Source organism: Actinomadura violacea, from assembly GCF_017573465.1.
GTDB classification, from domain to species: Bacteria; Actinomycetota; Actinomycetes; order Streptosporangiales; family Streptosporangiaceae; genus Spirillospora; species Spirillospora violacea.
Window position 1 is genome coordinate 50,228 of record NZ_JAGEPF010000044.1, and the last position, 26,925, is coordinate 77,152.

The window sequence follows — 26,925 nt, forward strand, 5'->3', positions numbered from 1 at the left end:
GGCGCTTCGCGTCCACCCCGTTGCGGTCAGTGTGCGCCGCTATCCAGGAACGCGGCTTCGGTATCCGGGGGTAGCCCTACGGTGGGACGGTCCGGGCGTTGCGGTGCCTGCCCGCCGATGGTCTGCAGCCAGTTCCAGGTGTCCTGCACGGTCTCCTCTATGGGGCGGCAGTGCAGTCCCGTGGCGAGCGCCTTGGAGACGTTGCCCTGGTGCATCGAGTCGTGCTCCTCGCCGGGCGGCAGCCAGATGGGGAGCTGGATCCACGGCTCGATACCGGCCTTGAGGATCGCCTCCGGGGACGCCCATACGAACTCGGCGTCGGAGCCCGTCGTGCGGGCGCACGCGGCGAGGAGGTCGCCCATCGTCGTGTGCCCGGGCGGGCTCACCAGGTTGTAGGGGCCGCCTAGCCGCTGCTCTATGGCGTCCAGCGTCCAGGCGGCCAGGTCGCGCACGTCGATGTACTGGAGCGCCATGTCGCGCGGGCCCGGAGCCAGGACCCGCCCCGCGCGCGCGATGCGAGTGAGCCACCACGGCAGGCGTCCGATGTTCTCGTAGGGGCCGAGTATCAGGCCCGCACGGACGAGCAGGGCGTTGTCGCCGAACGCGTCGATCGCCGCCAGTTCGCCGCCGCGCTTGGCCTCCGCATAGGCGACGTCACCGTCGTCCATGGAGCCTTCTACTACGGCGGCGCTCTCGTCGAGCCCGGCGCCGGTCGGGTACGCGTAGACGGAGCGGCTGGAGATGTAGACGTACTGGCCGACGCGTCCCCTGAGGAAGCGGGCGGCGTCGCGGACGACGGACGGTGCGGCCGACCAGGTGTCGATGACCGCGTCCCACTCCCCGCCGGCGAGGACGTCGAGACCGTCGCGCGTGGTCCGGTCGCCGTGCAGGGCGGTCACGCCGTCCGGGGGTTCGTGGCGGCCGCGGTGGAAGACGGTGACGTCCCAGCCGCGCGCCAGCGCCGCGTCGGTCATGGCGCGCCCGACGAACTCGGTACCGCCCAGCATCAGAAGTCTCATGCGGCGAACTGTACGGTCCGTACGTTGCGTACGGAAGCGTTGCACGCTCCCAGCGGAATCACATCCGCTGCGCCGCGATGCCCCGGAGCAGCGTGTCCACCACGAGCGTCGCGAGCGCGCCCGGGTTCTCGGTGTCGCGTCCCGTGCTCGCCTCATAGAGCAGCGCGTAGTAGACGCGCCGCGCCCACACCACGTCGACGTCGTCGCGCACGAGGCCGGCCTCCTGCGCGCGCAGGAAGAGCTCGTCGCACTTGGCCGCGATCTCGGCCTGCACGCGGACGACCTCGGGGATCGTCGACCTCCCGGCCCGGGTCATCGCGAAGCCCCAGCCGATCTTGACCTCCAGGACGTTCGCGGTGACCTGGTACAGCGTGACGAGCGGCGGCGCGCTCGCGTCCGGCGCCGCGTCCACGGCCTCCGCGAGCCGCCGGACGGCCCATTCGGTGAGCGCGTCGATCAGCGCGTCGCGGGTCGCGAACCGCCGGTGCACGGTCGTCCGCGCGACGCCGGCGGCCTCGGCGATCTGCTCCATCGTGGCCGCCGGGTCGGCGGACAGGACCCGTTCGGCCGCTTCCAGGATCGTCCGGACGGTCCGCTCGGCGTCCGCGCGCAATGGTCTGCTCACCCTTGAAACAGTACAACAGCGTCTCAGTTGGAATGCTACTTGCAACATAAGTGTTGCAAGTATTAGCTTGAATGCATCACCAGTGACGCACGAAGGAGGATCCCATGGACCTGCGACTCACCGGCAAGACCGCCGTGGTGACCGGCGCCAGCAAGGGCATCGGCCTCGCCACCGTCGAGGCCCTGACCGCCGAGGGGATGCGCGTCGTCGCCGCCTCCCGCACCATCACGCCCGCCCTGAAGGAGACGGGCGCGACCACCATCGCCGCCGACCTGTCCGCGCCCGGCGCACCGGCCCGCCTGATCGAGACCGCCCTCGCCGAACTGGGCGGCATCGACGTGCTGGTCAACAACGTCGGCGGCGGAGACGGCGACGGGACCGCGGGCGGGTTCCTGGCGTTCGACGACGCCGCCTGGCAGACGATGTACGAGCTGAACCTCTTCGCCGCCGTCCGCACCACGCGCGCCGCGCTGCCGAGCCTGCTGGAGCGCGCGGGCGCGGTCGTGAACGTCTCGTCCAACGCCGCCCGCGTCCCGCACGCCGGCCCCGTGCCCTACACGACCGCCAAGGCCGCGCTCACCGCGTTCGGCAAGGCCCTCGCGGAGGAGTTCGGGCCGCAGGGCGTCCGCGTCAACACCGTGTCGCCCGGCGCCACCCGCACCGCCCTGTGGGAGGACCCGGACGGCTACGGAGCCGGCCTCGCCGCGTCCCTCGGGGTGACGCAGGAGCAGCTGCTGGCCGGGCTTCCCGGCGCGACCGGCATGGTCACCGGACGGCTCGTCGAGCCCGCCGAGGTCGCCGCGCTCATCGCCTACCTCGCCTCCCCGCTCGCCGCGAGCACCACCGGCACCGACCACCTGATCGACGGGGGTGCGGTCAAAACCGCCTGAAGAGGGATACCGTCGAAGTGTGGGCTTCGACATCGTCCGCGACCTGCCGCCGGCACTCCACGACCGGGCCGCCGCCTGGACCTTCATCAGGGAGTTCGCCGGAAGCTGGGGCCTGTCCCTCGGCAGGGAGGACGGCACGCCGGACGGGGAGCTGGCGGAGGCCGAGGAACGCCTCGGCCTCCGGCTGCCCGCCGCCGTCCGCGAGGCGTACGCGCTGTTCGGACGCCGCCCCGACCTGCACAGCAACCTCGACACCCTGCTGAGCCCCGGCGAGCTGGCGGTCGAGCACGGCGCCCTGGTCTTCCGCGAGGAGAACCAGGGCGCGGCGCGCTGGGGTGTCCTGCGGGACGACCTCGCCGCCGCCGACCCGCCCGTCCACGTCCGCCAGGACCTGGCCGACAGGTACGCCGAGCTGTGGGAACCGTGGACCGACCGGTTCTCCGCGGCCGTCCTGGAGATCGTCATGGCGGAGTCCACGCAGGGGCCCGAGGAGCTGTGCGACGGCCGTGACCTCGGCCCGGGCGAGGACGACGAGCTGGCCCGCCGCTTCACGCTCGTCCCGTTCCCGGCGGAGAGCGGCCAGAACTTCTACACCGCGCCGGGCCTGCTCATGTCGGACGGCGGGGGCGCGTGGCTCTCCGTCCGCGCCCGCGACCCCGAGACCCTCGACCGTTTCCGGCGCACCTTCCCCGGCGAATGGGTCAACGCTTGAGCGGCCGGCAGGTCGGCGCGTGACCGCCGTTGCCGCACAGCCAATGGACGGCGTCCGATACCGAGCGGACCGGGACCACCCGTAGCGGCGTGCCCCGAGCGGCGCTCACCGCCTCGGCCTCCTGCAGGGCGGGAACGAAGAACACCTCGACGTGCGCCGCGACGGCGGAGTGCACCTTCTCGGCGACCTCGCCGACGCCCGCCACCGTGCCGTCGAAGCCGATCGCGCCCGTTCCGGCGATGTGCCGCCCGCCCGTGAGGTCGCCCGGTGCGAGGTCGTCGATGCGGGCCAGCGCGAGGAGCAGACCCGCGGACGGGCCCTCCACGTCGCCCATGGGGTAGGCGCGGGCGGAGACGTCGGGTCCGGCGGGGATCGCGACGAGGCGTTCGGCGGCCGTCCGGCGCACCGCGGCGGCGCCCCACGCCTCATCGGAGGTCTCGGGCGCGACCAGCAGCCGGACGGTGCCGCCGCGGGCGGCGGCCTGCTCCAGGTCCGCGGGCGCGCGCAGCGGCGCCATGCGGTCCCGCCGGCCGGCGGCCAGCAGGACGTCCCCGGCCCGCAGCCCCGCGGCGCGCGCGGCCCCGGTGTCCGCCGTCACCTGCAGGCCGGCGCCGCCGACCGGCGCCCGGCCCGCGGCGAGCTGCGCGGCGACCAGTGCCGCGGCGGTCTGCGACCCGGCCATCGCAGCGGCCATCGCCTCGTCGGACGTGCCGCCCGGCGTGCCCTCCGGATGTTCCGCGCCCGCAGGACGGGCACGGAACGTCCGGCCGCCGGAGGCCTCCGCGCGCACCCACTGCCACCACGTCGCACGGCGGACCCGGACCGTCGCCACCGACCAGGACCCGCGCTCCGGCCGGCCCACCCGGACCAGCGGGCCGCCGTCCACCCGCAGGTACGGCGAGTCGGTCGCGCCGAACACGGCCGACAGGAGCACGGCGGCGAGCAGGGAGACCGCCGCCCGCCGGCGGAGGCCGCGGGCGGAGGAGGCGCGGAGCGGGTACCTCAGTGCTCGTCCGCGGCCTGGGCGTCGGACGAGACCCGGTCCATGAACTCGTTCAGGTCGGTGCCCGCCTTCACGACGCGCACGTAGAGCCCGGTGAGCCGCCCGGCCAGCTCGGCGTTCAGCCCGCCCTCGCCGATGCCGCCGGACATCTGGTGCTCCTCGACCGCCACGACCGCGTTGTTCCGCCTGACCAGGACGTCGGTGACCTGCACCGGGTTCATCGCGTTGACGAGGTACCTCGTCCGGTCGCCGGAGTACTCGATGATCTCCAGCCGCTCCCGGCCGGAGCCGCGGTTCAGCAGGGCCGCCGCGGCCTTGAGCCGGCTCGCGCCGCGGCCGATGCAGGCGCCGCGCGCGTCCACGCCGGGGGTCGTGGGCGCCACCGCGATCTTGGCCTTGCTGCCGGCGACCCGCGCGACGCCCTTGATGACGACGCGGCCGGTGAGGATCTCGTCGACGAACCCCGCCAGGACCCGCTCGACCAGTTCGGGCGCCGTCGTCGACAGGACGAGCCGCTCACCGCCGTCCGGCCCGTCGACGACGTCGACGACGAGCGCGACGACGGTGTCGCCCGCGGTGAGACGCGGCGGCGGGGCGCCCTCCGGCAGGGCGTAGGCGTTGGAGCGGGGCAGCAGCGCGTCCCGGCCCTGGCCGGTGGCGACGTCGTACACGGTGCAGCGGAAGCCGTCCGGCCCGCTGGAGCTGATGTGCGCGGTCACCGTCGTGCCGACGAGCGGGGACTCCAGACCGAGATCGCTCAGGATCGTTTGCACCGTTGTGTTCCTCTCGTTTACACCTGCGGGCCGACGCTGCCCGATCCGGCCCGCTCCGAGGCATGGAGCTCTCGCTTCTAACGTCCGCCGGCCCGCCGATCGGCAAGCCCTGGACGGCGTTTCGCTTGAATTTTCACCGAAAAGCGCACCGCCGGCGCACCGCACGGGCACCGGTAGTTCAACACCGCTTCCGCGAGGGATCAATTCCTTATCAACGAGCAGCGGCGCCGCCGGTTCGCCGAATCGGCGCCGCCGCGCCGGCGCATGCCACTGACCTGCTCCTTCCAGGGGATGGCTGCGGCGGGGAGGGCGGCACCGTGCCCCTCCCGGGGAGGGACGGTGCCGAGAGGATGTCAACAAAAGCCTCCCCATTGGACCGTTTTCGGCCATCGTCGCATCGAAGTCCGTGCAACGAGTTTGAAGGAGACAGATGGACATCGTGCAGCCGGCCGGCGACGGGTGCTCTGCCGCCGACGAGTTCCGGACCCGCAACAACGCCCTGTTCGCCCGCCGCAAGGAGCTGCTGGAGCGGATCGGTGCGTTGCGCGCCCGCATCGACGCGAACGCCGCCGACATGCTCTGCGAACTCGCCCTCCGGCGGGCCGAACGGGACCTGGAGAACCTCACTCACGAGATCGTGGTCGCCAACTACGGGCTGGTCCGCCGTTACGTGGCGATGTTCACGGCCCGCTCCACCGAGCACAACGAGGACTTCGAGAGTGCCGGGAAGGTGGGGCTGCTGTGGGCGATCTCCTCCTATGATCCGGCGCGCGGGCCGTTCGCGAGCTGGGCGTTCAAGCCGATCCAGCGTGAGGTGCTGCGCGCCGTCCGCGACGCCGACCACCCCAACCTCAACCTCGGCGACTTCGAGAAACGCCCCGCCATCCTGGCGGCCGAGCAGGCGTTCCTGGAGGACAGCCAGCCCGATGCCCGGCTGGATTACACCGACATCGCGCGGCGGGCGGGGGTGACCGAGGCGCAGGTGCGGCGCGTCCTGGACGCCCCGCGGCTCGACAGCCTCCAGGCGCCGGCCGGGACCCAGGACGGTGACACCGTCCCGTGGGAGGACCGGTTGGCCGACCCGTCTTTGAGTCTGGAGGAGGAGGTGCTGCTGCGGTTCCATCTGGGCACGGTCGTCGCCGAAGGGTTGCCGACCCTGGACCCCCGCGAACGGTACGTGCTGACGCGCCGGTTCGGGCTGGACGGCGAGCCGGAGCAGTCGCTGCGCGCCATCGGCGAACAGCTCGGCCTGTCCCGCGAAGGAGTACGGCAGATCCAGCAGAAGGCACTGGCCAAACTCAACGAACCCATCGCCGACGCGGTCTGAGCGGCCGGGTGAGCCGAAGGGCGGACATGATGAACGACGGGCGGCGGCCGGGAGACCGGCAGGACCCCGATCCCGGGGACTCGATCGCGTGGGACTCGGGCTCGTGGGTCATCATCGATGACATCGACGGTGCCCCCGAGCCCGGGCCCGGTGCGCCGCAGCGGCCGGCACCGGCCACGCCGAGCTCGCCAGAGGCGCCGCCGAGCGCGCCGGAAGAGCCGCAGGGCGATGCGGCGCCTGCGGCGAGCGGCTGGGACTCCTTCGCCCCGGGAGCCCTGTGGAACGGCATCCCCGTGGCACCGCCGGGAAGCGGCGCCGCAGCACCGGCCGGAACCGGGCCGCAGAGCCGCTCCGGCGCCCCGCAAGCCCCCGCCGCGCCCGCTGCCCCCGCCGCGCCCGCCGCACCCACTGCGCCCACTGCACCCGCCATGCCCGCCGCGCCCGCCGCGCCCGCCGCGTGGCAGGAACCGGGCGACGAGGCGGACACCGCGCTGCTCGACACATCCGGCCTGGACGCCGCCGCGGCCCCGGACGTCCCCGCGGCCCCGGACGTTCCCGGCGACGGCGCGAAGGACGCGTGGTTCTTCGGCGACGACCCCGAAGAGGGTGCTTACCAGGGACTTCTCCAGGACACCGAACCCGCGGGCCGCGCGCGGGCCGGCCGGCTGCGCGGCCCCCGGGCGCCGCGGCCCCTGCCGCGCGGGGTACCGGTCACCGCCCTTGTCGCCTGCCTGAGCGTCCTGCTGGTGGTCGCCTCCGCCGTCTGGCATCCGCAGGTGCCCTGACCCGCGGCCCCCTCGCGCCGGCACCGGCCTCGGCCGCCGCCGACTCGCGCCAGAGCCGCTCCATCGCCGCCCTCGCCTGGTCCGCGGACCCGAAGACGGGCGGCGCCGCCTTGAGCACCCGCCCCAAGTCCTGCGCCCCGCACACCGTCACGCCGGACGCGGTGAACGGCCGGTTCGTCATGCCGGGGACGCACACGACGGCCAGCACGTCCGCGCCGCCGAGCCGGCGTGCCAGCAACCGCGCGCCGTCCGCCGCCTGCCGCGCCGGGTTCCCGTGCAGCACCCGCCGGCCCACCCGCATCGCGTCGCCGTCGACGGTCACCTTGCCGTGCCCGGTCTTCACCTCGATGGCCGCCGCGCCATGCCACCGGGTGAAGACGACCGCGTCGCAGTCGCCGCCCCGGCCGCCCAGCACGATGCCGTACCCGGCGGCGACCGGGTCCGTCCGCCGGATCGCGGCCCGCACCTCCCGCTCGGACCGGGCGCCGATGGCCGCCCGCCCGGCCGCCCGCAGCGCCCGCGCCGACCGCCGGCACGCGAACGCGCACCCGGCGCCGGCCGCGACCGCGAGCACCGCCGCGAGCACCCGCGGCACCGGCGGCCCCGCCGGCGCGGCGAGCACGAGGCAGCCGGCCGCCGCGGCGCCCAGCGCCACGGCCGCGCCCGCGAGGAGCACCCCGCGCAGGCGGCGCCGCCACGCCTGCCCGGAGACGTATCCGCCGGCCCGTCCGACCTCGTACATCCGTGACCTACCCCGTGTCCGCTCTCTCGCTCGGTGGGCCCGGCCCGCGCACTCGGCGCGGACGCCCGGCCCCGGCGCCCGCCCGTCCCGGCCGCGCGGGGGTCAGCTTCTGGAGCCGAGCCGCTTGCGGCGGGCCCGTTCGGCATCGGCGCGGCGGGGCGTCGGCCGCCCCTTGGGTTCCTGCGGGTGCCGCGGCGCGGCGCCCGCCCGCCCGGCGCGGCGGCGGCGCAGCCGGCCGAGCGCCCGCAGCCCCTCGGCGCCCTGCTCGGATGCGTCGAGGACGACGCCCCGCACGCCCCTGTACACCCCGAGCGCCATCCCGGCGAGCCCGAAGTTGACCACCGCGGCCAGGCCCGCGACCTGCCCCCAGGCGGCTGCCTCGCGGACACCGCAGTGCCCGCTGCCGGCCGGTGACCCGGGGCAGTGCCCGGGGATCATCGCCACCGCCGTCCCGGCCAGTGCCGCGACGGCGCACAGCGCGGCGGCCGCCGTGAACCGGCCGACCGTCCGCTTCCACCGCCGGTGCAGCCGCACGTTGGCCCGGACGACCGCGGCGGCCGTCACCCCCGCGGCGAAGGCGACGGCGAGGTCGCCCGCGGTGAAGTGCAGGGCCACCGGTGTCTGCAGGACGAGCAGGCCGAGCGAGCACGCGGAGAGGACGGCGCCCAGGGCGAGGACGATCCCGCCCTCCACCGCCGCCGCCCGCGCACCGGATCGCGGCCCGGTCCGGCGCGCGGGCCGCCCGCCGCCCGGCGCGGGCGCGTCCAGCTCGCTTTCCCGCCGCCGCACCGCCGTCATGCGGGCCACTGGGACCGCGCGGGCCGGTGCGCGGCCGCCGGATCGGGCCACGGCAGCGGGTCCGGCGGCTCGTACCGTTCGAGTTCCTGGGTCCGCATCGGCACGACGAGGTACTCCACCCTCGTCGCGGGCTTGTTGACCCGCAGGTAGCCCTCGCCCGTCCCGAGGCTCCGCAGCTCCCTGGGCTCGACGATGTACTGCTCCTCCTCCATGCCCTGCACCTGCTGCGTCGCGCCCTCCCGGCCGACGCGCTCGCTGAACTTGCTGTTGTTGCGCATGCCGAGGAAGTCCGCGCACTTCTCCGCGGCCTCCGGGGAGGACTGCGCCATGGCGATCAGCCAGTTGATGTTCTGGGTCAGCCGGGACCAGTCGTCGCCGTCCTTGTCGATCCAGTCCGTCGGCCCCTGCGTGCAGAGGATCATGCTGAACAGCGCGGACCGGACCCGCGACAGCATGTTCATGGCGATCTCCCGGTTGATGAAGTTCGCCTCGTCCACCACGATCAGCCGCGGGCGGGCCTTGGGGGCGCGGCCCTGGATGCGCTGCGCGGCGTACACCGACAGGCGCTGCAGCGCCGAGGACGACAGGATCCGCGCCATGTCCGGCTGCCCCAGCGAGTTGAGCCCGATGTAGGTGAGCCCCTCCCGGCGGACGTCGATCATCTGCCGGCCCCCGTCGGGGACGAGGATCCGGCGGCCCGCGGCCGAGTCGTACAGTCCGGTGAGCCGGGTGCCGAAGCCCGCCGCGGACGTCGCCTCGTCGCGGGACGGGCGCAGCACGTTGGCGTAGCGCAGCGTGCAGTGCCCGGTGCCGCGCACCCCGTCGATCGCGAGGATCCGCTCCTTGACGGCGCCGCGCATCGCCGCGCCCTGCTCCAGGATCCGGCCGATCTCGAGCATGGTGGGCGGGGCGAACCGGTCCGGCGCGAGCTCGGCGGACTCGTGGCACAGCTGGACGACCTGCTGGAGCACCTTGCGGTTCAGCGACTGCCAGTACGCGTCGTCGAACTCCACCATCGTCATGATCGTGTCGAACGCCTCGTCCGCGGACATCCCGGCGATGGCGTTGAACCAGTAGGCGGGCCGGTCGTCGCCGAGCGCCACCTCCTGCAGGGGCAGCCGGTGCGCCTGCGCGTAGGCGCGCAGGAAGTCGCGCAGCCCGCCGGGCTCGGTGTCCTCCTTCATGTCGAGGACGGTGACGTCGAACCCCATGTCGAGGGCCGCACCGATGATCCACATCAGCGTGACGGTCTTGCCGCTGCCGGTGGAGCCGACGACGGCGCCGTGCATGCCCATCTCGCGGGTGCTCAGCCACACGGGGCGGTCCCGGGCGCCGAGCCCGATCGGGGCGGCCTTGTCGGACAGCGGCGTCGCCCGCGCCTTCTCCGTCGCGTGCGGGCCGATCACCGCGGGGATGTCGGCCACGGTGACACGGGTGGCGACGCGCCGCCTGAGCGTCTCCCGCCGGCCGGGGCGGGGCGTGATCGGCTCGTCGGTGAGTTCCTTGCGGCGGAACCAGGTGCCGTTGAACAGGTCGAAGAACTTCTTCTTCTTGCGCAGGAACGAGGCGAAGCCCGCGACCACCGAGCCCTTGGTGTCGCCGACCGCCATCCCGAGGCAGCCGCCCAGCACCGCGGCCAGGCACAGCAGCACCATGACCGGCACGTCCCCGGGGTGCCCCGGCCCCACCTTGGCGAAGGCGAGCAGCCAGTAGCCGTAGCCGAGCGCGTTGTCCTTGGCGTGCAGCGCGAACCCGGCCACCCCGGCGAGCGCGAGGATCGCCCAGTCGCGCCGGGCCAGCAGGCGGCGCAGCGCGTAGAACAGCGCCAGCCCGCAGACGGCGGGGACGAGCGCGACCACGACCACCACGAGGCCCAGCAGGATCAGGGCCGTGTTGAGCAGCCCGACGCTGTCGGGCCGCTCGTCGTACCTGTCCCGCCGTTGCGCGTACGCCACGCCCGCTCCTCCCGCGAACCGCCGGGGCCGCCGCCTTCCCGGGCGCGCCTCCGGCTTCTCCGACCGGCTCCGCCAGGTCTATTTGCCGCCGCTGGTGCTGTCGCTGTTGGTGTTGGTGACGCTCGTGATGCTGCTGAACACCTTTCCGGTGAGGTCGCTCATCGCCTTCACCCCCGTGATGGTGAGGTTCAGGTTGAACAGCAGGCCGCCGATCAGCAGCGCGAACACCAGCGACTTGAACGCCTCGCCCGGGCGCCCGCGGCCGATGCCGTTCACCATCCGGACGATCCCGATCACCACGATGACCAGGGCGAGCGCACCGCACAGTGCCACCAGCGCCTTGCCCGCGTCCGAGTCGAGAAAGCTGTTGGCGCCCTGCTCGCCGATCGGTGCGGCCAGCACGCCGTGCAGTTCAGCCACCGCCATTGAACTTTCCTCCGTAACGTGAGTGCCCGGTCATGGACCGATGGCGTTCTGGTAGGGCTCCAGTTGCGCCGCGGACCCGGCCGGTCCCCAGGCGAGGACGGGCGGCTGCGCTCCCGACGGCGCCCCCACCAGCAGGTCGAAGTCCGCGAAGGTGGTGAACGGCCGGGGGCCCTTGCCGCCGGCGGCGGGGTCGGGCCTGGTGAGCCGGACCCGCGCCCGGACGATGAGCTGGTCGCCCGCGGCCTTGATCGCGGACAGGATCTGGACGGCGTCCGGCGAGTCGGGCAGGGTGAACCCGCTGAGGCCCGCGTACCGGTGGGAGCCGTTCTGGTCGCCGGTGACCGCCAGCAGGGCGGCTGAGTCGCCGCTCGCGTACGCCCGCGCCCAGATCACGATCTGGTTCTTGGCCGCGTCGCTGACCTCGGTGCTGAGGCTGCCGTAGTTGGTGTAGTCGCCCTTGCCGGCCGCGTCGCCGACACCGTCCTGCCAGACGGAGAAGGCGGGGGCCGCGGCGAGGCGCGGGCCCTTCCCGCTGAGCAGGATCGGCACGTCGAGCTGCAGGACGTCGGAGGCGGGCGCCTGCGTCGCCGCGGGGCCGCCGGTGGCGCCGGGGCCCGGCGACGCGGACCCCGCGCCCGGCGCCGGCGTGGGCGATCCCGTCGCGGCGGGCGAACCCGACGGCGCCCCGGGCAGCGGCGTGGCCTTCGCCTGGGGCGCGTTCGTGCCTCCCGTCCCCGAACCGCGGCCGCCTCCGGGGGCCGGTGACCCGGAAGCCGGGGCCTGCGGGGATCCCGAGGGGGAGGTCGCGGGCGTCGCCAGGGCCACCAGGAAATGGTGCACTTCGAAGTCGGTGAAGCCGGCCTTCTTGGAACCGAAGTGCTCCGGGGTGAACCCGACCCAGCTCAGCGACCGGTAGCGCAGCGGGCTGACGGGCTCCCCGCCGCCCTGGTCCGCGGTCCGCTCGGGGTCGAACGAGTCGGCGTGGGGGACGTTCTGCTCCGTGCCGGCGAGGAAGTTCACCGCCGCCGTGTAGGCCAGGCTCCGGCCGCGCGGGTCGACCGCCGACAGGTCGGGCCTGGTGCCGCCCTTGCTCGCCGCGATGACCACGGCCACCACGCTCAGTCCCGAGGCGAGGAACAGGGCCGCCAGGATCCTCCTGGCGCGCCTGCGGGCCGTCGGCTCGTTGGAGCGCCGGGCGGGCACCATGGTGAAGCGGGTCGGCGACTGTTCCGGCACGATGCCCCTCTCCTTTCACGGCCTCTGCTTTGTGACCTCCGCAGGCAGGACCGTGCGGCCGTGGGGAGAAAGCGCAACGACCGTTCTGCGCCGTCCTGGTGCGCCGCTGGTGGTGGCGGTCCGGCGGCGGTCGGTTGGCGGTGGTGCGGTGGGCGCCGTCAGCCCAGCCGGACCCGGCGCCGGCTCCGCCGCCGGGAGCGTCCGGACATGGACGGGGGCGCCTTCACCTTGCGGCCCTGGCGCGGCCTGGACGGCAGCCGGTCGGCGCCGGGGATCTGCTGGATCGGCACGCCCCGCGGGTCCCAGCGGACGGCGTCCACCGTCACGCCGCCCGGCAGCATCCGGACGGTCCCCGCGGCCGTGCGGTGCAGCGGCGCGATCCCCACGTACAGGCGCACTGGCCGCCCGTCGACGATCAGCTTGCGCTTGCGCGTTCCGGTGATCTGCAGCCCGACCCACCTCATGAGTGGCTCGCCCTGCAGCGGCGAGAAGTTGACGGCCATCCAGCCGACCGCGCCGCCCAGCGCCGGGCCGTACATCAGCGCCTTCAGCCCCGGCCCGACGATCACGAAGGACAGCAGGAACCCGGCGATCATGCCCGCGAGCACCGCGACGAGCGTGGACAGCCGGACCGCGCGGGGCAGCGTGATCTCCTTGTTCAGGCTGCCGATCACCGCCGGGGGCGGTTTCAGCATGTTGGTCGCGGCCAGCATCGCCGGTCCGTGCACGTCCTGGTCGTCGCTCATACCGGAGACCGTGCGCGGTCGGGCCCGGGGCGCCAGCGCCTTTCCGGCCCGCCATCGTTCACGGGTCGCCGTCCGCGGGTTGCCTGCGGCGGCCGTACCGCGACGGTCTCCATCATGCCGAAGCTCACCGACTACGCCCGCAAGGGCTTCAACCGACGGCGCCGCCCCTGGGAGAGCGCCGAACTCCCCGAGTGGTGGGACGCCGCGGTGTGGGTGGCCGCGGGCGGGGTCGTCGTGGTGCTCGTCCTCAGCGCGCTGCTGGGCGGCGGTGGGAGGACGTCCGGCGCGTCCGGCGATTCAGGTGCCCGCCCCTACCCTGTGCAGACCCTCGGGGCGCGCCCGACGGAAGGCGCCGGCGCCTCGCCCTCGCCCGGCGGCACCGGCTCCACGGCCCCGGCCCCGTCCGTCCCGGCGGGGGAGCAGGTCAAGGACTTCACCGCGACCGCCGCCGTGCAGGTCCCGGTGACCGGCGGCGGGACGACGGTCGTGCCGGCGGGCGCCCGCAACGTCGCGCTCGCCGCCGCCCGCGCCACCGCGACGGGCAACTGGAGCGGCATCCCCTTCTCCGGAACCGGGCGTCCCACCGGGTCCGCCACCGGGGCCGCGGGACGGCCCGCGCGCCAGGCGGCCGTGTCCGGGCTCACCGTCGCCGACCCGGCCGTGACGGGCAACAGCGAGTACCGGTTCAGCGCGACGATCACCGGCGCCGGGGGTGCGAAACCGTCCGTCGTGCCGATCACGGTGGAGCGCGACGTGTCCGGCTACGCGGTGCGTGTAGGCCCCTAAAGGAACCGCCGCCGATGCCTTGCGCCTTCTTGCGGCGGGACGGCGGGACGGCGGGACGGCGGGACAGGACGGTGACCCCTGCGGCCAAGGGCCGTGAAGGGAAGCAAACAACACCAGGAGTTGAGTCACCTCCGAGACCTACCGGAACACCGTGGCGGACGCCCTCGGTGACGCGTACGACACCGCGTGGGAGACGATCGCGCCGTTCTACGTCAGGGCCGTGCACCGCATGCTCGAAGACATCCGGGCGGCGGCCGCGGCCGGCGCGCTTTTCGCGTCGGTCGGTCGCGACGGCGAGAACAGCCGTGACATCGCCCTCGCCTTCGAACCGGGGCTGGACATCGTCCACATGCCCATCAACCGGAGCATCGTCCGGAGTGCGGTGGCGGACCTGAAGCACAACCACGGAAGGGCCTTCCCCGAACTGGACGCCATGCTCGGGACGATGCGCTGGAAGTCCGTCTCCCCCGAGGCGATGGCGAACGCGGACCGGAACCTGACGGCCCTCCTGCGCCGGCTGGGCCTGCACCCGGACGACCTCGAACCGGGGCAGGGCATCATCCTGCTCGACAACGGAATGCGCGGTACGGCCCGTGCGGCTCTGAAGCAGATGTACTGGCCGCATGCCTCGGTGCGCGGCTTCTACCTGTTCCGGGCGGCGGCGTACTTCGACCCGGACCCGGGCGCGGACCGGGGCTACCTGTTCGACCTCGATGCGGACAGCAGCGGCGGCGGCAAGAACCTGCGCGTGCTGCCGGACGACCCGGGTCTGGAAGGTCTGACCTTCCGGGCGAACGACGCACTCGTCCTGATCGAGGAGCTGACCAGCGGTCCGAAGCTGACCCCTGACCGGATCGACGCCCACGGCCACCCCGTGCAGCGCCTGGTCCGAGACACGCCCCTCGTGGTGGAGGGCGTCGACCCGGCGCACCGGTCCGCCCGCTACCTGGACCCCCGGGTCTACGAAGGTGTGCTGCGCGCCATCCGCGCAGCCATCGGGAACCACGCGCGGTACGCGGTCCGCTGCGAACGGCGCGGTGTCGACGTTCAACGGCTCCTGCGGCCCGGCCACGAGCGAATGGTGCAGAACACTCGTGACTGGATCGCCGGAAATCTGGACGCCATGCACCCGGGACTACGCGAAATCGCCGGCACCTACTGCTGGAGAACCCATTAGCCGACGACCGCGCGCAGCGTGAAACTCGCGCGCGGTCCACGACCCCCAATTGCCCGAAGGGCGGCCCGACTCTGAGCTTGGTCTAGGGCAAGTCGACTCTCCTCTTGCCCGGCTCAAACGAGCCGGGCAAGAGGAGAGAGCTTCCGTGCTCTTGCACCCGGCCCGCACCGGCGGACGGTCGTTTCCGATCGGTCGTGCGACCGGAAAGGCGACCACAGACCCGAGCGAGGTGCCCGTGGACGAGCCGGACGGAGGCAAGGGGGCGCCGCCGCCCTCCAGCGACGATCCGGCGGCGGGCGTACCGGAGGTGCTGCCGGCCGCCGAGGCGGACCCGCATGTCCAGGCCCTGCTGCATGCGCCGCAGAACGCCGCCGACATCGTCGCGCAGCAATCCGCGCCCAGCACCCACCACGGGGGGCCGGGCCAGACGGACGTCACGTACGGGTCGGGGCCGCACACCGGGTCCGTCCGGTGGCCGGGCGCGGCGAATCCGCTCACCGGGCAGCGCGCCCTCGGCGACGCCGCGACGCCCGCCGGCGACGACGGTGCGAAGGGCGGCGTCACGGGCAAGCCCGGCGCGCGCACGCCGCAGGCGTCCACGCCGGGGAGCAACGGTCCGATCCTCAAGAAGCCGGGACAGGGCACGGCAGGCGACCCGTCGTCCCTCAGCGGCGCCCTCATGCGGCGTGGCATGCAGATGGGGCTACGCAAGGCGGGCGAGGGAGCCGACACGGCCCTGCGCGCGTACTCCAACCGGTACGCGCCGGGTCTCTACGACAAGGTCAAGGGCTCCGACCTCGGCGGAGAGGGCCTCGACAAGCTCGAGGGGTCGAAGCTCGGGAAGGTGCTGCCGGCGGCGTTCTGGGACGGCTTCCGGGGCGCGCAGGCCAAGCGTGCCGCCAGCGAGAAGCAAGGAACCAAGGACGGCGGGAACGGCAAGGAGAACCCGTCCGGCCAGAGCGACGACTCCGCTTCCCGCCGCCGGAAGTTCAAGGTGCTGATGGCCGTCACCCTGCCGGTGCTGGTCCCCGGGCTGGTCATCCTGATGCTCCTCTCGCTGCTCCTGGGCGTCAGCGCCACCGACGACAAGCACACCCAGCCGCCGGACGACTCCGACGCCAAGGTCGCCAAGTACTTCCCCGGCGGATGGCAGAAGCTGCTCAAGGACGCCGCGCAGGACGCCGAGGCGTCCGGAACCGCCGACTACGCGACCGTCCCGTGGACGGTCCTGGCGGGCATCGTCGCGGCCCAGACCGAGTTCGCCCGCTACAGCCCCTACGACAGCGACGACCGGGACCCCGGACGCAAGGCGTCGGGGCTTCCCATCGGCGGCGACGGCGGGGGCGGAGGCGGCGACGCCGTGGTCGTCGGGGACACCGGCGGCGCGGGACCGGGACCGATCTCCGGAGTGACCGGCTCCGGCTCGACCGCCAGGGTGGGCAACGGGCACCCCGGCCCGCCGCCCGGCGACCTCAGCCACCAGCTCGGATGGTTCATGTACTCGCTGCGGATGCACGAGTCGAACGGCGACTACACCATCGGCAACTCGGAGGGCGCGTGCGGCGCCTACCAGTACATCAACTCGACGTGGGACAACTACGGCGGCTACCCGACGGCGTGCAAGGCGCCGCCGAGCGTCCAGGACCGCAAAGCGGTCCATGACGTCCTGAAGAAGTGGAACGTCTACCACACGTGGCAGCAGGTCGCCGCCGCGCACTTCTACCCGTCGTGGGCGCGGTCACCGGAGAAGTGGGGCCAGTGCCCCGCGGCCTGCCACGTCAACCCGCCGGTCTGGGACTACATCGACGACATCATGAAGCGCATGAAGGAGGCCGCCAAGCAGCATCCGCAGGGAGGGGGCGGCGCCGCGCAACCGGCGTCCTTCCGCACGGGCGCCGGCACGACGTCCGGCGCGATGTCCGGCACCACCGCGATGTCCGGCGTCGGCGGAACGTCCGGTGCGCTCGGGCCTGGGACGTACGCCGACGGCTGCCCCGTCGCGAACCCCTCTCCGCGGATCGGCGGGAAGGGCAAGCAGGGCTCCGGCCCTTACCTGCTCACCCCGGCGGCGGCCGGGCAGATGGCGATGACCGGCCTGGACCCGCAGAACCCGTGCGACTCCTCCGCCTTCGTCGCCCGGCAGCTCGCCGAGGCGGCGAAGAAGGTGCACGACGAGCCGGACGCCCCGGAGTGGAAGCCCGACGGCGTCCTCAAGGACCAGGAGAACGCCCGCAAGTACTGGAGCAGGGTCATCGAGGCGTCCGGGATCTTCGTGGACCGCACCGCCGACCCCGACGCGCCCTGCGCGGTGCCGCCGCCGGACGACCCGAAGAAGCCCTGGTCCACCAGCTTCAAGATCATCTCGATCTGGCGCTGCGAGACGACCCGCATGCCGGAGCTGTACCTGGTCACCAGCGCGAAGTACGACGAGAAGAACCGGGTGCGGTACACCGTCGAACCCGACCGGGCCGCGGCCACCGAGACCCTCGTCAACGAGGCGCTGTCCGTCAGCTACGGCGCGGGCAAGTGGAAGACCGACAAGTGCGAGAACGTGAAGGGCGGCCGGCAGGGCGTCTTCCCGATGACCAAGAAGGAGGCCGAGGCCGCGGGCGTCAAGGACCGGTGCGACGTCGACGCGAACATCGCGGGCGCCGCCCGGCTCGTCCTGTCCGTGGAGAAGGTGAAACCGGAGAAACGCCCGCACGACCGCGGGCCGTTCCAGCCGATGGCCGGCGGATGGCAGAAGCTGAGCATCGCCATGGGCACCGACCTGGACCTGTTCTCGCTGGTCGGCCCCGGGCAGGGGTTCGCCCCCAAGGAGTCCTGCACCAAGGTGATGACCGCCTTCCTCACCGCGATCGCCCCGCACGCCACCGCCTTCGCGAAGCTCACGGCCCCGCCCAAGGCCGACAAGGTGTTCAGCGAGTGGGAACCGAAGCTGGAGAAGGCGGAGAAGGCGGGCCGCGTCACCGACCCCGGCGACGACCCCGCCTGCCAGGCCGGCTCCTGGTCCCCCGGATTCAGCGCCGTGCTGGCACAGCTCGCCGCCGGGCTCGCCGACGGCAGCGCCTACGCCGGCGAACTCGACGGCCTCGGCAACTACTACCAGGGCCGCGAGGGCGCCCTCGCGCCGACCGCCTCCGTGCCCGGCCAGGACACCCTCGTCGTCCCGCGGCTGGCGCTGCGCCCGCTCAAGGAGATCGGCGCGCCGATCGAGCCGGACGCCACCGAGGCGTGGTCGCGGCTCGGCACCAGCGACGGCGTGGCGATCCCGCTGTCGCAGCTCGCGGTCGAGTACGCCTGGTTCTTCGGCGGCGTCATCTCCCCGTTCGACAGCGCCGGACGGCTGATCGGCTCGCTCGCGAACGGTTCGACCGCCGACGGTGCACCCGGCACCGTGCAGGTGTCGGTCGGCCCGGACGGGTGCCCGACGAACGCGCCGGGCAACACCCTGCGGGACGGCGCCAAGAAGATCGGCATCCACAAGCTGTGCGCCGACTCGGTGGCGAAGGCCCGTACCCCGCAGGCGGCGAAGGCCATCAAATGGGCGCTGACCCACCTCGGCTGGCCGTACAGCCAGGCGCGCAGAAACGAGAACGGCTATGCCGACTGCTCCAGTTTCGTCACCCGTGCCTATCGCGACAGCGGCGCGATCCCGAATCTCTATCCCAAGGGGTCCAACGCCCCGACGACCATCACCCTCGTGTCGGTCCGCTGGGTGCACAGGATCAGCCTGGGCCAGGCACAGCCGGGTGACCTCGTAGAGCCCATCCCCAATAGTGAGGACACCGGCCATGTAGCCATGCGGCTGGCGGACGGCTACAAGGTGCACACCAACCGCACGGGCGACGTCTCCCACGTCGAACGGGACTATACGTCGGCCTACTGGGTGGGCTGGGTCGACCCGAGCCTGGCCTGAACGGCATGGCGCCGATTCGCCCCGCAGGTATTTCCCGGACCGGTTGCGTGGGCGCCTGAGACTTTGGGATAATTCACCGGTACATATCAAATGAGAGCCGAACCCGGCTCCGCATGAATCGCCATTCGAGGCGGCATCGGAGACCGGGTTCAAAACCGGCCTTCGGTCGCCTATTCCAGCCGAAAGGAATGACCGTGAACAGGCACCGCAACAGGCCGGTGAACCGGCTGCTCGTGATCGTCGTCGCCCTGCTGGGCTTCGGCCTCGTGGCCGCGCTGCTCCTCCCGCACTTCCTGCGGGACGGCGGGCAGTGGGCGGCGCCCCACGGATCCGCGGCCCCCCGGGGCGCGGTCACGGAGACCGGCGGCACCTACAGGGCCACCGTCAACGGCCACTACGGCATGCTCCACTGGACGGTCGAGAACGGCCGTATCCAGGGCTGCTACACGGAGGTCACCACCTCCGGCTACTCCGGCGGGCGCGCCGCGAACACCGAGCCGTTCGGCGGCTCGCAGGACTCCGGCGGCGTCCACCTCACGGGCCTGCTGCACGGCGACGGCCTCGTCACCGGCACGGTCCACGGCGGCACGCTCAGCCTGGACCACACCTTCGGTCCGGTCTCGACGCAGAGCTGGCAGAGCACCTCGCCCGCCGAGTTCTGGCGGCAGGCGCCCGGCGGCGACTCCGGCCCGAAACCCACCTGCTGACCGGGGAAGGAGCCCACGGCACCACGTGGCATCGCGACCCCGGTCGCCACGGCACCTGAGCGGCCGCCCACGCGTCCGCTTTCACCGATCCGGCCCCCGCCCGACCAGGCGGGGGCCACTTACATGTCCTCTGCAGAGGCCTTTCCGGCGGGTGTCAGGCGGCCGGGGTGCCGGTGGCGGGGACGGCCTGGCGGACCTCGGCCCGCCGGGGCGTCGCGGCCAGCCCGGGAAGGCCCGTGGTTGCCGCGCGCAACCGGGTCATGACCTCGGTGCCCGCGTCGGACAGCATGATGTCGTAGGCGAGGTCGCGCAGGGCCTCCTCGCCCAGTACCGAGTGCACCATCGTGGCGGTCGTGTCGGCGAGGACCTGCCGGAACGCCTCGAACGACACCGTCCCGGCCACCGCCGGGTTCCATTCCAGCCGGTCGCCCTCGCCGATGTGGACGCGCAGCCCGCCGCTCTCCGGGTCGATGTGGTCGAGATCGATCTCGGCGGCGGCGAAGCCGCGGGCCGCGGGGATCTCGTCGTCGGTGAACAGCAGCACCGGGACCTCGAACAGCACCCGCTCCTCGGGCGAGCGCTGCCGGACCGGGGCACCCGCCTGCCGGGCCGGCACCTCGACCCGCTGCAGCCCTGACAGCATCCGGAACGTCGCCAGGCCGAGCAGGTTGTTCAGAGCGAGTGCCGCCGCCCGGGTCACCGTCTCGCTCTCCCCGGGCCTGCGGGTCAGGTAGCCGCTGAAACCGTAGGCCAGCACGCGCTCGCGGACCGGGGACCGCATGAACAGGCGCAGCCGGACGCCGGTGACCGGCAACTGGAACTCGGCGTCGGCGACGGCGGTCCGGGTGTATCCGCCGTCGCCCCGCGTCAGCTTCCCGACCAGCGCCAGCTCCCCCTGCGTCCCGGCCCGCGCGAGGGTCAGGACGTAGAGGTCGCCGTCCAGGTCGACGATCACGTCGTCGCCGAGGGCCGGCGCCAGGTCGCGCGCCGCCTCCGTCAGGTCGTGCAGGGTCTTGCGGGGCATCCGCGGCCGCAGCAGGTTGTGCATGGCGGTCTTCCCGTCGACGACCGCCTCGACGTGCTCGACCTCCTTCTCCACCTGCTTCGCGGTGTAGCCGCGCAGGCTGAAGGCGACCACCTCGTCGTCGGTCCGCACGGCGCACGTCGCCTTCAGCGACTTCTTGGCGCTGAGCGTGTACGGCTGTTCCAGCCTGGCGTACCGGGTCGCCTCCACGAACACGGGAACGTCGTCGTCGAAGAGGCGCCGAATGTAGAACTCTTCCTTGCTCCGCGTCGTGGCAGGCACTGTGCACCCTTCCGTATCCGCCGCCGGTGGCGGTGCCGCGATGCGCCCGCCGAATCCCCGGCAGGGCGCGGTCCGCACACCCGTTTCCGGCGTTCACCGTCCCGCTACTACTGTTTCGAGGGAGGCCGGATCGGCAACCGCAAGACGACCTTGCACATGGCCTGCGAGTGTGCACGGTCGTCCATGTGACGATGTGGCACATCACAAAGGAGAGCTGTGAACGAGTTGACCGACTACGTGCTCGCCGTCGGCGTCGCAGGCTCGCCGTCCGCACCGGAGGGTGTGAAGTCCGTCGACGTGACGCCGCCCGCGGGTATCGGCGACATCACCGCGGCGGCTGTTGAGGGTCTGCGGGCCGGTGGGCTGACGCCGGCCGACCTGCGTTCCCGGGTGATCTTCATGGCGCCGGACGACCCGGGGTGCCTGGTGTCCTACGCGGCCCTGTGCGGGTTCGCCGGCCGTCGCGTCGACGCCTACGCCGGTGGAGCGGTCCTGGAGTTCTCCCGTCTGGACCCCGACGGGAGCGCGTTCGCCGATGCTGGGCGGCCTGCCGGGCACCTGGTGTGGGCGCAGGCCGGTGGGCCCGGGATCCCGGACGCGCCCGGAATGCCGACCGCGCGGCTGTCCTCGAACACGCCCGGCCTCGCCACGCCTGAGGCCGTGACGGTGATCCGCTATGCGGCGCGGTTGCGGATGGTGGCGCCGGCCGCGGTGCGTGATGCGCTGGCGATGCTGCTGCTCATCGCGGCGATCCGGCGTCGCGGCGAGGACCGCTTCCCGTACCTTTCCACCGGTACCGAGCCTGCGCCCACGACCAAGGACGACCCGACCCAGGGCATCGACCTGGAGAAGATCCGCCGCGCGGCCGCCGAGCACCGGCAGCAGCTGCGCGCCTCCCGCCGCGGCGCCGAGATCGTCCCGGCGGTGCCGGTGGGGGCGCACGACCAGCGGGTCGCCGACGCCAACAAGACCCCCATCACCACCGTGCTGACCAGGCTCGGAGCCAAGGCCGACGCCGCCGGGCGCTGGAACTGCCCTCGCCCGGACCGGCACAGCAACCGCGACGAGAACCCGTCGATGAAGGTCCTTCCCGGTAACCGCACCCGGTGCCAGCGCTGCGACGCCGAGAAGATCGGCCCGGTCCGGCTCGTCATCGACGTCCTCGGCCTGACACCCGACGAGGCCGCCACCTTCATCCTGGACTCCAAGCAGACGCTCGACACACGGGGCGGCTGAGGCCGCCGGGCTCGGGGGCTGCCGGCCTCGTTCGCCGATGCCGCGCTGCGGCGGCCGCGGATCAGTCCTTCGGGTTCAGGCCGAGCAGGGACCTCCACAGGCTCTTGGACTGCCCCGCGATCGGCGCCGTCCCGAACACCGGGTCCTCGGTGACGGCCTCCAGGATGTCGCGGAACGTCGCCTGCAGGTCCGGCCCGGCGTGCATCGCGGTCAGCCGGCGGGCGTTCACCGCCTGCATCCACTCCAGGTCCTCCGGGATCATCCCGACGAACCGCCAGCCGGGCATCAGGTCCATGACCTCCTCCGGCCCGCAGTCCACGTCCGCGCGGGCCCGGTTGAGGATCAGCCCCAGCTTGCGGGGGTCGACGCCGCCGCCCCGCACGTGCTGCGGCATCGTGATCGCCTTCAGCCACGACCGGGAGGTCTCCAGCGTCACCCGGTTCGGCTCGACCGGGACGAGGATCGCGTCGGCCTCGGGCAGGATCAGGTCGGTGAAGGTGACGTGGTACAGCTCGGCGACGGGAGTGTCGACGAACACGTAGTCGAACGCCTGCCGCAGCACCGTCAGGATCCGCCGGTACAGCGCCGAGTTGATCCGGGCGGGGTCGGCGTTGACCGCCTCCGGCGGCCCGAGCAGGGCGTACAGCCCGATGTCGGGGACCTGCGCGAGCTGCCCCCGCACGGTCTCCGGGGTGAGCGTCCCCGACGCGCGGAGCAGGTCCAGGATCGTCGGCGTCTGCAGGTTCAGGTACCGGGCGACGTCCGCCTGCTGGAAGTTGGTGTCCACGATCACCGCGGTGCCGGGGCGGCCGGCGGCCTGCAGGATCCGCGCCGCGTAGGCCGCGAGGTTCACCGTGGCACTGGTCTTTCCGACACCGCCCTTGGCCGAGGCGATCGCGATGATCCGGCCCTGCCGTGCCGCCACCGCGGCGGCCGGGGCGGCCTGCGCACCCGGCGGCGCGGGCGGCTGCGGCGCGGGCGCCTGCGGGGCGAGGGCCTGCGGGGCGGGCGCCCATCCGTTCGCGGCCGGGCCGGGCTGCTGCGGGGCGGGTGCCCATCCGTTCGCGCCGTTCGCCGCCGGGCCGGGCTGCTGCGGCCCCGTCCCGTTCGCCGGATAGGGCGCGCCGAAAGGCTGCGGGACCTGCGGCTGCGGCGGTCGCGTGTGCGGGGGTTGCTGGTGGGGTGCGGGAAACGCCGCGGGTGGGGGAGCGGCGTACGGTCCGGGCGGGGGAGCGGCGTACGGTCCGGGCGGGGCCGCCTGGAACGGCTGCGGCGCCTCCTGGACGGCGGGCTCCTGAGCGGCGGGCCGGGTGGCCGCGGGCCGGCGGGGGCCCGGCTCGGGTGCGGGGGGCCGCGGCGGAGGCTGAGGCGCGCGCCACGGGTCCGGTGCCGGCTGGGCGGCGGGAGGCCGCGGCGGAGGCTGCGGCGCGTCCCACGGCTGCGGCGACGGCTGTGGTGCCGGCTGCGGTGGCGGCTGGGCGGCGGGCGGCCGCGGCGGCGCCTCCGCGTCCCGTTCCGCCGGTGCCGGCTCGGTGACCTCGAACGTCGCGAGCAGGTCCGACAGCTTCAGCCGCCCGGCCGCGACCCTCACCTGCGGGTCGAACGCATCGCCGCGCCGGGCGTAGAAGTCGTGGACGACCACGGTGTATCCGCTCGCGGCGAGCCCGTTCGCCAGGACGGCGACGCCGGCGTCCGGGAGGTCCTCGACGAACCCCGCGGCGAACATGAACGCCATCGGCGCACCGACCCGCCCGTCGCGCGACAGCTCGCGCAGCTCCGAGGCCGACGCGATGTCGTACACCGCGGGGAACCGCCCGGTATCCCGCAGCTTGCGCGCGACGCCCGAACTCCCCGCGACGATGAGGTTCGGCGCAGTAGGCATACAGAAGTGTCCTTGGTGCTCTTGTTCCGGTTCTCTGGTTGTCGGCCGGCCGCTGGAGCCGTCCCCTATATCCGACTGTGCGCACAATTGCCGCTGCCGCCAGCCCCGGACGCCGGACGGTCTGCGATGAGTCCACACAAACCGGGGAGATTCATCATGATCAACCTGAGGGCGGCGTTCGAGCGGGTCACCGGGACCGGCCGCGCGGGCCGCTCCGAGGCCGACACCGCCACCATGTGGACGACCCCGTACGCATGGCGGACCAGCGACGGCGTCTACGTCGGCCACAACGGCGAGGTGTGGATGTACCGCACCGTCCGGTTGTCGCCGATGAAATGGGAGGACGCGGAGCAGCAGCTCACGCTGGCCGCGCCGCTCGCGCGCCTGCTCGGCGACCTCGGCGGCACGTCCCGCCAGCCGATGGGCGGGCTGGCGACCCTGTCCAACAACCGCGTCGTGCACCTGATCTCGATCACCTGGGACGACCTGGTGACCCCGCCGCGGGAGAACAGTGAGGAGCTGCGCACCTACCAGGCCGGCGCGTTCGGGTTCCTCGCGCCGAAGCGCGTGCTGTTCGTCGGCGTGCAGCTGCGCTCGTCGCTGCGCGGCCGGGCCGGGCGCGGCGGCGGCTCGGGCGGCTCGGTGCTCAAGGCCGTGACGGAGCTGGTCAAGGAGTCGGTGATCGACGAGGTCCCGGACCTGGCGAACTACGCCAAGGACAAGGAGCACATCTCCGCGATCTTCGACCGGGCGGACGCGCAGCCGCCGACCCGGCAGGAGCTCGACCAGCTGGAATCCTGGTACAACCTCGGGCGCGGCCCCGACGCGGTGATCGAGGAGCTGCCCACCCGGCTGGCGGTGACCGGCATCGGCGAGATCGAGATGGCCGCGGTGATGTCCTTCGACCACCCGGTCATGCCGTCTCCGCAGGCGCAGTGGGCGCTGGACGCGATCAGCCATCCCGGGGACGCGCCGCACGTCATCTCCGTCCGCGCCGAGCTCGAACCACCGAACCTGACGCGGGCGCGGGCCCGCCGCGCGCAGCGCCGGATCATGTCCAACATGGAGGAGGAGCGCAAGACGCAGGACCTGGAGAAGGTCGAGCTGTCGGAGACGTTCCAGCAGGCCAAGGAGGTCGAGGACTACCTCGCCGGCTCCAACCAGCCCATGCTCGCCAACTGCAGCCTGATCATGGCGCGGGAGGTCGGCGACGCCACCCAGACGTACATGGAGTTCCTGGAGCAGCAGTACGGGATCCAGATGAAGGCGCTGGAGCACCGGCAGATCCAGGCGCTGGAGGAGACCCTGCCGTGCTCCTCGATCCGGGTGAACCCGTTCCTGCAGGACCTCAACGTGCCGATGGTCTCCCACGCGGGGCTCCAGTCGTTCTCCGACCTCGGTGACGACGCGGGCGTCTTCGGCGGGCTCATCGACCCCGACGGCACGCCGTTCTTCGTCGATCCGCTCGGCGCGCCGCGCAAGAACCTGCCGCCGGTCTTCGGGATCTTCGGCGATCCGGGCAGCGGCAAGACGTTCTTCGCGCAGTCGATGGCCACCCAGTCGGCGCTGAACGGGCTGCCGGTGATCTTCGTGAACCCCAAGGGCGGCGACTCGCTGTACGGGATGGTGGACTACGTCCAGAGCCTCGGCATCTCCGCCGGCCGGATCTCGATGTCGGCGCTGGAGGAGAGCCCCGGCGCGTTCGACCCGTTCCGGTACGCGCCGCCGACGATCGCCGCGGAGATCGCGAACGTGCACATCCTGTCGGCGCTGGACGACAGCCGCGACGGGCTGTCGCTGTCGGAGCGGCTCGCGCTCGGCTCCGGCCTGAAGCGCGGCGCGCTGAACGGCGCGCGCTGCGTGTGGGACGCCCTGAAGTACGTGCCCGGCGAGGACGCCGAGCGGGTGCGGAGCCTGGTGGAGCAGCAGATGGAGGCGTCCAGCATGTTCTCGCTGGGCATCGCGCTGAAACCGCTGCCGCGGCTGGACGTGAGCCAGCGGCTCACGCTGGTGGACTTCGACCGCGACCTCGGGCTGCCGGAGGGCAAGACGCCGAGCGAGTACTCGGTGTCGGAGCGCATCGCGCTGGCGGCGGTGCGGCTGGTCATCCGGGCGTCGCTGGAGATCCTCATCGCCAACCGGTCCGGGGTGCTGATCGTGGACGAGGCGTGGACGTTCCTGTCGCAGGCGGAGGGACTGGCGTCGCTGCAGCGCATCTCCCGCGAGGGGCGGTCGCTGAACATCCTTCCGGTGTTCCTCACGCAGCGGATCGCGGACGTGGTGACCAAGGACCTGGAGTCCTATCTCAGCCGGGTGCTGGTGCTGAAGCTGAACGAGAAGAAGGAGGCGGAGACCGCGCTCGGGCTCTGCGGGCTGCAGCCGACCTCGCAGCGGCTCGCGCAGGTCCGCGAGTTCGGGCCGCTCCCGCCGGAGGACGGCAGACCGGCCCGCTGGGCGCGCGGCATCTTCCGCGACCTGGCCGGGCGGCACGCGCAGGTCGTGCTCGGCCCGACACCGCCGGACGCCGCGGAGGCGTACAGCACCAACCCGGAGGACCGCCGCAGGCGCGAGGAGCGGCGGATCGCGCGGGAGCAGGCCGAGCGTGCGGAGTACGAGGCGGTGGTGGCGGCCGCGGCGGACGGGGAGGCGGCACCGGCGGCGCCCCCGACCCCGGCCCCGGCACCGGCGACACCGGCCCCGGCCCCGGCCGGCGAATGGAACGACACATGGTTCGCCGGCTGATGCGGTGTCCGGCGCGCTCCCGCCGCGCGTCCGCCCGGCCCGCGACGACCGCGGACCGGCGCGGTAGGGCGGCTGCGAAGGGGCGCGGCACGGCGGGGGCGAAAGAGCGCGGCACGGTCGCTGGGAAGGGGCG

Annotated in this window: 22 protein-coding genes; 10 read left to right on the forward strand and 12 right to left on the reverse strand. The window is 73.3% G+C overall.

The annotated features are described in order from the left end of the window. Positions 1-26: 26 nt before the first annotated feature. Both J4709_RS47860 and J4709_RS47865 read right to left on the reverse strand, forming a co-directional pair. A complete protein-coding gene (locus tag J4709_RS47860) occupies positions 27-1,019 on the reverse strand; it encodes an NAD-dependent epimerase/dehydratase family protein (RefSeq protein ID WP_208252150.1) in 993 nt (330 codons plus the stop codon). Positions 1,020-1,077: 58 nt separating this feature from the next. Continuing rightward, positions 1,078-1,644 (reverse strand): TetR/AcrR family transcriptional regulator, encoded by a 567-nt coding sequence (locus J4709_RS47865; RefSeq protein WP_307802117.1) that lies wholly within the window; start codon positions 1,642-1,644, stop codon positions 1,078-1,080. A gap of 104 nt (positions 1,645-1,748) precedes the next feature. On the opposite strand from J4709_RS47865, the gene J4709_RS47870 reads away from it, so the two are divergent. Next, positions 1,749-2,534 (forward strand): SDR family oxidoreductase, encoded by a 786-nt coding sequence (locus tag J4709_RS47870; protein ID WP_208252152.1) that lies wholly within the window; start codon positions 1,749-1,751, stop codon positions 2,532-2,534. 19 nt (positions 2,535-2,553) lie between these two features. After that, a complete protein-coding gene (locus J4709_RS47875) occupies positions 2,554-3,246 on the forward strand; it encodes a hypothetical protein (protein ID WP_208252153.1) in 693 nt (230 codons plus the stop codon). On the opposite strand, the gene J4709_RS47880 is transcribed toward J4709_RS47875, so the two are convergent. Then, positions 3,236-4,180, reverse strand: coding sequence for a S16 family serine protease (locus J4709_RS47880; RefSeq protein ID WP_208252154.1), 945 nt, complete (start codon positions 4,178-4,180; stop codon positions 3,236-3,238). The two genes, J4709_RS47875 and J4709_RS47880, sit on opposite strands and share 11 nt — an antisense overlap. Before the next feature lie 68 nt (positions 4,181-4,248). Further along, positions 4,249-5,022 carry a hypothetical protein gene (locus J4709_RS47885; protein WP_208252155.1) on the reverse strand — a complete coding sequence of 258 codons (774 nt, stop codon included), beginning with the start codon at positions 5,020-5,022 and terminating at the stop codon, positions 4,249-4,251. 430 nt (positions 5,023-5,452) lie between these two features. Between J4709_RS47885 and J4709_RS47890 the strand changes: the two genes are divergently transcribed. Together J4709_RS47890 and J4709_RS47895 are read left to right on the forward strand one after the other, a co-directional pair. After that, entirely contained in the window at positions 5,453-6,349 is an 897-nt protein-coding gene (locus tag J4709_RS47890; protein WP_208252156.1) for a sigma-70 family RNA polymerase sigma factor, read from the forward strand. A 428-nt stretch (positions 6,350-6,777) separates the two neighbouring features. Then, complete coding sequence (locus J4709_RS47895; RefSeq protein WP_208252157.1) at positions 6,778-7,134, forward strand: hypothetical protein; 357 nt, start codon at positions 6,778-6,780, stop codon at positions 7,132-7,134. Here J4709_RS47895 and J4709_RS47900 read toward each other — a convergent pair. The 6 genes from J4709_RS47900 to J4709_RS47925 form a co-directional block, all read right to left on the reverse strand. Further along, on the reverse strand, positions 7,061-7,876 hold the full coding sequence (locus J4709_RS47900; RefSeq protein ID WP_208252158.1) for a hypothetical protein: 816 nt from the start codon (positions 7,874-7,876) through the stop codon (positions 7,061-7,063). The genes J4709_RS47895 and J4709_RS47900 overlap by 74 nt on opposite strands. Positions 7,877-7,978: 102 nt before the next feature. Next, complete coding sequence (locus J4709_RS47905; protein ID WP_208252159.1) at positions 7,979-8,674, reverse strand: hypothetical protein; 696 nt, start codon at positions 8,672-8,674, stop codon at positions 7,979-7,981. After that, on the reverse strand, positions 8,671-10,629 hold the full coding sequence (locus J4709_RS47910; protein WP_208252160.1) for a type IV secretory system conjugative DNA transfer family protein: 1,959 nt from the start codon (positions 10,627-10,629) through the stop codon (positions 8,671-8,673). The genes J4709_RS47905 and J4709_RS47910 overlap by 4 nt, the downstream gene beginning before the upstream one ends. A 78-nt stretch (positions 10,630-10,707) precedes the next feature. After that, a complete protein-coding gene (locus tag J4709_RS47915) occupies positions 10,708-11,055 on the reverse strand; it encodes a hypothetical protein (RefSeq protein ID WP_208252161.1) in 348 nt (115 codons plus the stop codon). Positions 11,056-11,085: 30 nt separating this feature from the next. Continuing rightward, the gene (locus J4709_RS47920) at positions 11,086-12,291 is read right to left on the reverse strand and encodes a hypothetical protein (RefSeq protein ID WP_208252162.1); all 1,206 of its coding nucleotides are present in this window, start codon (positions 12,289-12,291) and stop codon (positions 11,086-11,088) included. Between the two features lie 158 nt (positions 12,292-12,449). Beyond that, complete coding sequence (locus tag J4709_RS47925; RefSeq protein WP_208252163.1) at positions 12,450-13,037, reverse strand: hypothetical protein; 588 nt, start codon at positions 13,035-13,037, stop codon at positions 12,450-12,452. Positions 13,038-13,151: 114 nt separating this feature from the next. Between J4709_RS47925 and J4709_RS47930 the strand changes: the two genes are divergently transcribed. The 4 genes from J4709_RS47930 (at position 13,152) to J4709_RS47945 (ending at position 19,626) form a co-directional block, all read left to right on the forward strand. Continuing rightward, on the forward strand, positions 13,152-13,823 hold the full coding sequence (locus tag J4709_RS47930) for a hypothetical protein (protein WP_208252164.1): 672 nt from the start codon (positions 13,152-13,154) through the stop codon (positions 13,821-13,823). A gap of 151 nt (positions 13,824-13,974) precedes the next feature. After that, positions 13,975-15,000 carry a hypothetical protein gene (locus J4709_RS47935; protein WP_208252165.1) on the forward strand — a complete coding sequence of 342 codons (1,026 nt, stop codon included), beginning with the start codon at positions 13,975-13,977 and terminating at the stop codon, positions 14,998-15,000. A 235-nt stretch (positions 15,001-15,235) separates the two neighbouring features. Then, on the forward strand, positions 15,236-18,919 hold the full coding sequence (locus tag J4709_RS47940; protein ID WP_208252166.1) for a transglycosylase family protein: 3,684 nt from the start codon (positions 15,236-15,238) through the stop codon (positions 18,917-18,919). A gap of 194 nt (positions 18,920-19,113) precedes the next feature. Continuing rightward, the gene (locus tag J4709_RS47945) at positions 19,114-19,626 is read left to right on the forward strand and encodes a hypothetical protein (RefSeq protein WP_208252167.1); all 513 of its coding nucleotides are present in this window, start codon (positions 19,114-19,116) and stop codon (positions 19,624-19,626) included. 154 nt (positions 19,627-19,780) lie between these two features. Here J4709_RS47945 and J4709_RS47950 read toward each other — a convergent pair whose 3' ends face one another. Continuing rightward, positions 19,781-20,932, reverse strand: a complete 1,152-nt coding sequence (locus tag J4709_RS47950; RefSeq protein WP_208252168.1) for a hypothetical protein — start codon at positions 20,930-20,932, stop codon at positions 19,781-19,783. Positions 20,933-21,148: 216 nt separating this feature from the next. Between J4709_RS47950 and J4709_RS47955 the strand changes: the two genes are divergently transcribed. Continuing rightward, positions 21,149-22,168 carry a hypothetical protein gene (locus J4709_RS47955; protein ID WP_208252169.1) on the forward strand — a complete coding sequence of 340 codons (1,020 nt, stop codon included), beginning with the start codon at positions 21,149-21,151 and terminating at the stop codon, positions 22,166-22,168. 61 nt (positions 22,169-22,229) lie between these two features. Here J4709_RS47955 and J4709_RS47960 read toward each other — a convergent pair whose 3' ends face one another. After that, positions 22,230-24,050, reverse strand: a complete 1,821-nt coding sequence (locus J4709_RS47960) for a CpaE/TadZ family protein (protein ID WP_208252170.1) — start codon at positions 24,048-24,050, stop codon at positions 22,230-22,232. A 156-nt stretch (positions 24,051-24,206) separates the two neighbouring features. Between J4709_RS47960 and J4709_RS47965 the strand changes: the two genes are divergently transcribed. Continuing rightward, on the forward strand, positions 24,207-26,792 hold the full coding sequence (locus J4709_RS47965; protein WP_208252171.1) for an ATP-binding protein: 2,586 nt from the start codon (positions 24,207-24,209) through the stop codon (positions 26,790-26,792). Positions 26,793-26,925: the final 133 nt, after the last annotated feature.